The sequence below is a fragment of the Bradyrhizobium nanningense genome (assembly GCF_004114535.1).
Lineage (GTDB): Bacteria > Pseudomonadota > Alphaproteobacteria > Rhizobiales > Xanthobacteraceae > Bradyrhizobium > Bradyrhizobium nanningense.
This window is the reverse complement of sequence record NZ_LBJC01000026.1, coordinates 63887-71314: the sequence shown is the minus strand read 5'-3', so window position 1 is coordinate 71314 and position 7428 is coordinate 63887. Positions and strand designations below refer to the sequence as shown.

Below are 7428 nucleotides of genomic sequence, written 5' to 3'. Positions count from 1 at the left end.
TCCTGCACCACCGCGGTGAGCGCCTTCTCGGCCATCCGGCGCGGCTCCAGGAAGCCGGGAAAGTAGGAACCCTTGCGCAGCTTTGGAATGCGCGGGCGTGGAATGTCGCCGCTGCGTGCCTCATGATGAAGCCAGTCGGAAAGCCGGATGCGGTAAATCCGCACGTCCGGTTTGATGAGCGGGGAAGGGAAACGGGGCGAGGCCGCACGGCCCGAGCAACCGCGCCCTTCCTCGACTCTACTGAGATATCGTAGGCTTGGCCGTTGTGGGGAAAAGCGGTAGCGCTGCAGGGACTCGAACCCCCGACAACTCTCAGAACTCATTCAAACACGAGCTGCTCTTCGTCGAGAGTTTGCTACCGAGCCATTCCGACAAGGTAAAACCTGTTGGGGTCCTGAATAGGCCGCAACCGATAACGTACCCGCACTCCCCTTAGTGCAAGCCGGTTTCGCGCGAGGCGGGATTGCAGTCGCTCGGCCACGTTCGGAGCGGTCCGAACAATTTGAAGCAGGAAATCATCTGCCACGTCGGGATCGATGACCGCGGCGGATTTGCGATCAGTGGAGCCGAAGCTCGCCGGGATGCTCGCTTGTTACGCCGGGCTTTGAAGGTCGGTATGAGGTCGCCGTTATACGAACGACATTGCCTCTGCACTTTCAAGGATCAGCCTGAGTTCGGAAAGGGCTTTCTCCAGCTTTTCTTCGGTTTCCGGATGTCCCAGACAGATCCTGATGCCTAGGGTGCCGCGATCGACCTGCTGCAGCGCTCCCGGTGGAGCGATGGTGATACCGGACTGAGCGGCCTGCGTTATCAACGCGATCAGGGTCCGTCCGGCCGGAATAGGCAGCCAGCGATGGAAGCCGGGGCAGCCGACAACGGCGAGAGCCAGTTGCCCAATACACGGTCCGCAATCGCATTGCGGCGCGCCGCCGCCCCGCGTTTGGCATGCACCTGTCTCGAGAGATCGCCGCTATGGATCAGCCGCGAAACGACCTCCGACATTATGGGAGACGCCATCCACCCCGTGGCGCGGATTGCATTGATGACGCGATCGCGGAAAGGCTCCGGAGCGACGAGTGAGCCGATGCGCAGGCCAGGTGCGAGGCACTTCGCGAAGCTGCTCACGTAAAAGCTTCGCTCGGGGATCAGCATCGAGATCGGGATAGGGGGAGATTCGAACAAGAACGCATAGACGTCGTCTTCGATCAGGAAAGCGCCGTGCTTCTTGATCACGTTCGCGATCAGCTCGCGCCGCTCGGACGACATCACCGTCGCGGTTGGCGTCTGCAAGGTAGGGGTCGCGAAAAGCGCGCGCGCTCCGGTTTCGCCGAAAGCGCGATCCAACGCTTCGGGAAGCAGGCCGTGGGCATCGCCCGGCACGCCGTGCAAGCGATAGCCGTTCTGCGACGACAGCGCTACCATTCCGGAATAAGTAAATTGCTCGGTAAGCACCGCTTCACCGGGTGCGGAAACCATATTGAGTGCGATCGAGATCGCGTGCTGACCGCCGTGAGTTATAAAGAGGTTCTGAACGTCCGTCTTCAATCCGAGATCGGAAAGCCACCCCAGAAATATCTCCCTGTGAGCTGCCGCGCCCTGGTGTGGGAGGTACCCCAGCAGAGACTCGAGCACGCCATCGTCCAGCAATTCGGACATCACGGATGCGATGAGCTCGCTCTCGCCTGTCGACGGTGGCACATTCAGTGCGAGATTGATGCTGCCCTGTCCAGCTGCTCCGCCGTTGGGCGAGGGGCGTCGCCGCTGCACGAAGGTGCCTCGGCCGACTTCACCCGAAATAAGCCCGCGAGCTTCCGCTTCTCGCGATCTCCGTGTCGCACCTTGAGGAGGACTGGGATCTACAGCTGGATTTTCCGCTTGGGCTTCACGATGAGCCCCGTCGCCCCGGCAGCAAAATAGGCATGGCACGTTGGGCAGCCGACCGTGCCGTCGATAAGATCCGCGATCGTTTTGGATCCTTCGTCGTGAAACATGAGCGTGGTCACACCCGTCGTCTTTGCGTCCTCGCGGTTCGGTTCGGCCGGTAGGCTGACCGGCCCAGCAACCCTGAGGTTAGTCCGGTCCGCGCCGGGCGGCGAGTATCGTATGCAACGTTGCGTGTGGCCGGCGCGCCCGTCGCCACATCTTCGGTACAATTGCCGGACCGTGCTACTTTCCCGCGCCTGTCGTCAGCCCGCTGACAATGTAGCGCTCGAGGAAGATGCCGACCAGGACGAGCGGGGCGATTGCCGCCGTCGACAGCGCTGCCATCGACCACCAGTTGATGCCTTGCGAGCCGGTCTGGCTCGCCACCATCACCGGCAGCGTCTTCGCATCCGTGCTGGTGAGGAGGGCTGCGAAGAAATACTCATTCCAGCACAGCACCAGCGACAGGATGAAAGCGGCCACCATCCCGGGCACTGCAAGCGGCAGCACGATGCGCAGGAACGCGCCCCAGGTCGACAGTCCATCGACGAACGCGGCTTCATCGAGCTCGATCGGAATCGCGTTGAACTGGTCGCGCATGATCCAGATGACGATGGGCAGGACGGAAAGCGTATAGAGCAGGATCAGGCCGAAGCGGGTGTCGAGCAGCGCGAGCGCCTTGTAGAGCACGAGGAAGGGCAGGGCGAGCACGACCGGCGGCAAGATCAGTTGCGACATGAAGAAGAACAGGATGTCGTCGTTGCGCATCCAGGCGAATTTGTAGCGGAAGCGGCTGAGGCCATAAGCGGCAAGCGAACCGAGGATCAACGCGAGCAGGGACGCGCCGACCGAGGTGATGATGCTGTTGACGAACCGGCTCGTGAACTCCGCGCGGGCGGTCGAGGTGCCGAACAGCGCGTCTGGCGAAAGCCCGAGCGAGCGCCATCCCTTCCAGTCCGGCTGGAAATCGACCCACGGGATCAGATGCGCCTGCGTCACGTCGACCGCCGATTTGAACGACGTCGTCACCGTCCAGTAAATCGGGAAGAGGCAAATGAGCGTCCAGAACAGGAGCGCGGCATAGATCAGCACGCGGCCAAGCGCCCGCTTGGCGCGCGGTGCCGCGGGATGCCGCCGGACGGGCTTCAATGCCGATGTCGATATCGACACGCGCGTGGACTCCTTGGTTCTAGACGACTCTCTGCGTCCAACGCTTGGACAGGCGCAGGAGCAGCGTCAGGAGGACGATGATCAGCACCAGATAGACCATGGCGAGTGCCGTGCCGTATCCGACATTGGAGCGGTCGCGGTACACGCGATAGATGAAGCTCGACACGGTGTCGGTGGCGCCCCCGGGCCCGCCGGCCGTCACGTTGATTACGATGTCCGCAAGCTTCAGCTTGAAGATGATGCGGATGATGAGGACGGTGATGCTGACCGGCAGCATGATCGGAAAGGTGACGTGCCAGAACGACTGCCAGGCGTTGGCGCCATCGACCTTGGCGGCCTCCTGTACCTCCCGCGGCATGGCCTGGAGGCCGGCGAGCAGGATGATCATGATGAAGGGGATCGACACCCAGGCGTCCATCGCCTGGATACTCAAGCGTGCCATCCAGGGCGAAGCGAAGAACGCCGGGTTCTCCCATCCAAGATAGCGCGCCAGCGCCGCAGCGGGCCCGAAGCGATATTCGAGGAGCGACTTGCCGATCATCCAGCTCACCGCGACAGGGCTCAGCATCATCGGCAGCAGGAACACCACACGGAAGAACTTACGCGCGCGGATCTCGGCGCTAAGCAGCAGCGCGAGGCCGAACGCGATCGCGTACTCGCCGAGGACTGCGACCGCGTAGAAGATCATGTTGCCCAGCGCGTTCCAGTAATAGGTGTCGTTGAGCATCCCGACGAGATTGCCGAAGCCGCTGAAGCGCGGGCCTTCGACCGAGCTGAGATTCCAGTCGAGCGAGGCGATATAGATCCCGAAGATGGTCGGGAAGATCACCACCGCAATGGTGAAGAACACCGCCGGCAGCAGGAACAGCGCGCGCTGGCCGCGCTCGCCGCGGATCAGCACTTGGGCGATGGCAAAGGCGAGGGCCCAGATGAGATAGGCGATGAGGATCGGTCGCCAATCGGAGAACCCGGACGCGGTCGCACTGGTCGTGTGCAGGATCTGGACGAGGAGCACGAGCAGGAAGCCGAGCGACGCCAGCGCGACAAGCGCGCGGCCGGCGGCCTTCCGCCTGGCCGGTGCGCGCGCTACCGCGAGCTGTTGGTGCAGGTCGTCGGTCACGGGAGCTGAATTCTGCATGGCAATCGAACTCTGCCGATCCTGAATGCCGGCCGGCCGCCGGGCATTCGGCTGGCACCGCGAGAGCGTCGCCAGCCGAGGGTCTTCGTGATGCTCAAGCGGCTACACGCCGAGCGAGGCCTTGTAGAGTCCGATCTGCCGCTCGCGGCCAATCTGGTCGGTCAGCGTCTCCCAGGCGGCGGCGATGTTGTTCGCGCCGGTCTGCGCGTCGACCTTGCCGGCAAAAATCTTCGTCAGCTCATCCTCCGCGATGCTGTAGTACTGGAAGATGCCGGGGATGCGCGGCTCGACCGCCCGGTTCGGATGATTGTAGGAGCCAAGCTGCGAGTTGAGGTAGGAGGTGATGTATTTGCGGTCATAGCCCGCGGCCACCCATTCGTCGAACTGGAAGTGGCTGGTGCGGTGGGCCTGGAAGCCCGACGGATACATCACCATCCACAGCGACAGATCCTTGCCGCCGAGATGCGCGGCCGCGCTCCAGGCGGCCTTGTGCTTCTTCTCGTCGCCATTGACCCTGGCCATCACATAGACGCCCCAGCCGAGATAGGCGCAGTTCGGCGCGTGGTTCGGACCGCTCGCGAGCTTATCCCACTGTCCGGTCTTGGAATTATAGACATCGTCCGATCCCGGCAGGATGTCGAAGCCGACGATATCGCCGATGACCGAGGTGTCGCTCGCCTTGGCGACCTGGCCGATGTCGCCCCACCAGGGGATCATCGAGCCGATGCCGGCGAGAAATTGCTGGAAGCCGGTGGTGTTCGGATCGGCGTTGAGTTGGTCGGCCGGCTCGAATGGCAGCGCGTCAATGACGTCCTGGATAGCGCGCACCCAGGCCGGATTGTTGATGCGCGGCTTCATCGTATCGATGTCGAACAGCCAAGCCTTGTCGTCGGGATGTTTGGCGTAGGCAGAGGCGCGGCTGCCGAGGAAATAGAAGCCGAAGCCGCCCCAGGGCTTTGGCGCATCGAGATAGCCGAACGCGTTCTGGTTCTTGATCTTCTTGCCTTTGAGGAATTTCGTCACCGCCTGGACCTGCTGCCAGGTTTTCGGCACGCCCCATTCGCCCGTATTGCCGGCGTCCTTCCAGGCTTTGGCAAGGGCTGCGTCGGAGAAGACGTCGGTGCGGTAGTTGAAGTTGTGGCAGTCGCCGTCGATGGTGACGCGATAGGTCTTGCCGTTCCAGGTTCCGACCGGCGGCTTCAGATATTCGACATAGTCATCGATATCGATCTGCTTTTTGACCCAGTCCGGCATCTCCGATGCCAGTCCCTTGCCACAGACATCGCCCTCGAACGGCGCGCCCATCTCGAGGATGTCGAAATCGACCGTGCCCGTCGCGATCGCCTGCTGGAGCCGTGGGTTGTAGTCGGCCTGGGCGAGATCGATCCAGGAGATTTTCGCGCCCGTATAAGCTTCCCACGGCTTGAGGAAGCCGCGGAACAGGAGATTATGCAGGTTCTGATTGTTGAGTCCCATAAACGAGAGTTCGACGCCCTTGAATTCGCCTTCCTTGATGCTCGCTTTGGTCGGGCCGAGGCAGAGTTCGCCGACCTTCTGCCAATCGGCGTCCGTCGGTGCACCCTTGCCGACACCCGGAATTTGCGCGATCTGCGCGCGTAGGTTGGCTTGCGCCAATGCGAGTTCCGAGAACGTGCCGAGTGCTCCGCTGGTGCCGAGTGCTGCGGCGCTCGCCGCGCCTCTCAGCACCGTTCGCCGGTTCGGCTGGAATGCGGAATGCTGATCGTGATCGTGCTGTTTCACCGCGATACCCTCCCGTTTTTGACTTTCTTTGCGTGACCTTCTTTTGTGAAGTCCACCTCGCCCGAGCACCTCGATGACATGACGCTCGGCGGACTTCCGCGTCGTGGCGATGGCGGCAGAGGCCGTGTCGAGTATGCAGCGGCACATATCAAAGTCAACGAATGCGCGTGAAGTTGAGGTCGCGCGTGCCGTCGATGCGCGAACCAGAGCAGAGTCTTCGCAATGCCGCGCTGCAAGATGATTGATGCCGTGCAGCGCCGATCACCGTCGCGGAGATCGTGAATGAGCAGGTTCCGCAAGCGCGACATCATCTCGACGTCGTATTTATGTCAGACGCCTCGCGCAGCCGTGCCGTCGTCCAGACGGCTTGTGAGGTGTTCACCTCAAGCAGCATCAGGCGGGATGACGCCCTTCTTGAAGATGAAGCAGCCATAGAAGCGCCGCTCTCCGGTCTGGACCACGCAATAGGATCTCTTCGCAAGCTCGTAGAATGCAAAGCGCTCGACTGAGGCCATCGGAAAAGATCGGCCCTGCGCCGCATCGATTTCGGCCTGGACCTCGCTCTGCACAGGCGGAATTTCGTTGGGCTGGCCGACGATCTCCATGCGGGAGGCCGGCTTGTCCACGAAGCTGTCGAGCGGCAGTACCGACAGGATCGAGCGGGCGGCGCGGCTTGCGGTGACGTTGTCGATGCGCAGCAGTCGCCCCAGCACAGTCTGGCGCGCGACCGCGTCGGCCGGAAAGTTCGTGTCGCAGAGCACGAGATCGTCGCCATGCCCCATGGACCGCAGCGCATAGAGAACATCGGCATTCAAAAGCGGATCGATCGATTTCAGCATGCGGCGTCTCCCTTGACGAGATCAGGCTTCTTGGATTGATTAACTATCCGACGTTGCGGAGCCGTCGTCCATATCGACGTCCACGATTTGCGAGGATCATGTATCTCGGCATCGATCTCGGCGCGTCGGCGGCCGTCCTCGTCGATCGCGCTCAACGCGTGATCGCGAGCGCGAATCGGCCGTTGGAGACGGCCGCGACGCGTCCTGGTCTTGCTGTATGTCGCGATGAGCCCCTAGCCCGTATTCCTGACCGCCTCAGCTAGCATGGCGTAAAGCTCGCGCCTGCTGAATTCATTAGGCTGCTGCCTCTCTAGCGGTTTCGATACCTCCTTTTCCATCGGGCCGGCACAGGCGGCCGACAACGCCGGCCGTCGCTTCGGGACTGGCCTTATTCTGGGCTTTGCTGCTGGCGGCTTGTGACCACGCTTCAGGTGCAATCGAGTCAGCCTCCCGCAAACTGCGTTACGGCTACACCCGAGTGCGCGCGCGATCTGTGCGGCGCTGTGTCCCAATGCCCAGAGTTCTTTGAGCAGCGCTAAGTCTCTCTCATCCCAACTCGTGCGAGATACTATAACGCCAACTGCCAACGACCGGATA

Annotated in this window: 7 protein-coding genes and 1 pseudogene; all 8 read right to left on the bottom strand. The window is 62.1% G+C overall.

The window, feature by feature from the left end:
- Positions 1 to 92: pseudogene (locus XH84_RS40395) on the bottom strand (transposase); the annotation flags it as partial.
- A 727-nt stretch (positions 93 to 819) separates the two neighbouring features.
- Positions 820 to 1767, bottom strand: coding sequence for an aminotransferase-like domain-containing protein (locus XH84_RS21940; protein WP_164936084.1), 948 nt, complete (start codon positions 1765 to 1767; stop codon positions 820 to 822).
- An 89-nt stretch (positions 1768 to 1856) separates the two neighbouring features.
- Complete coding sequence (locus XH84_RS40390) at positions 1857 to 2003, bottom strand: hypothetical protein (RefSeq protein ID WP_181769544.1); 147 nt, start codon at positions 2001 to 2003, stop codon at positions 1857 to 1859.
- 163 nt (positions 2004 to 2166) lie between these two features.
- Entirely contained in the window at positions 2167 to 3072 is a 906-nt protein-coding gene (locus tag XH84_RS21930) for a carbohydrate ABC transporter permease (protein WP_128918130.1), read from the bottom strand.
- Between the two features lie 40 nt (positions 3073 to 3112).
- The gene (locus XH84_RS21925; RefSeq protein WP_128918127.1) at positions 3113 to 4231 is read right to left on the bottom strand and encodes a carbohydrate ABC transporter permease; all 1119 of its coding nucleotides are present in this window, start codon (positions 4229 to 4231) and stop codon (positions 3113 to 3115) included.
- Between the two features lie 102 nt (positions 4232 to 4333).
- Positions 4334 to 5992, bottom strand: a complete 1659-nt coding sequence (locus tag XH84_RS21920) for a type 2 periplasmic-binding domain-containing protein (RefSeq protein WP_128918126.1) — start codon at positions 5990 to 5992, stop codon at positions 4334 to 4336.
- Between the two features lie 383 nt (positions 5993 to 6375).
- Complete coding sequence (locus XH84_RS21915; RefSeq protein WP_128918125.1) at positions 6376 to 6831, bottom strand: RbsD/FucU family protein; 456 nt, start codon at positions 6829 to 6831, stop codon at positions 6376 to 6378.
- A gap of 233 nt (positions 6832 to 7064) precedes the next feature.
- Positions 7065 to 7418: a GcrA family cell cycle regulator gene (locus XH84_RS21910; RefSeq protein ID WP_283811956.1), complete on the bottom strand. Its 354-nt coding sequence runs from the start codon at positions 7416 to 7418 to the stop codon at positions 7065 to 7067.
- Positions 7419 to 7428 lie beyond the last annotated feature (10 nt).

Coding starts and splice junctions, on each gene's coding strand:
- XH84_RS21925 (WP_128918127.1), bottom strand. CDS start 4,231: ATGCAGAATTCAGCTCCCGTGACCGACGACCTGCACCAACAGCTCGCG.
- XH84_RS21915 (WP_128918125.1), bottom strand. CDS start 6,831: ATGCTGAAATCGATCGATCCGCTTTTGAATGCCGATGTTCTCTATGCG.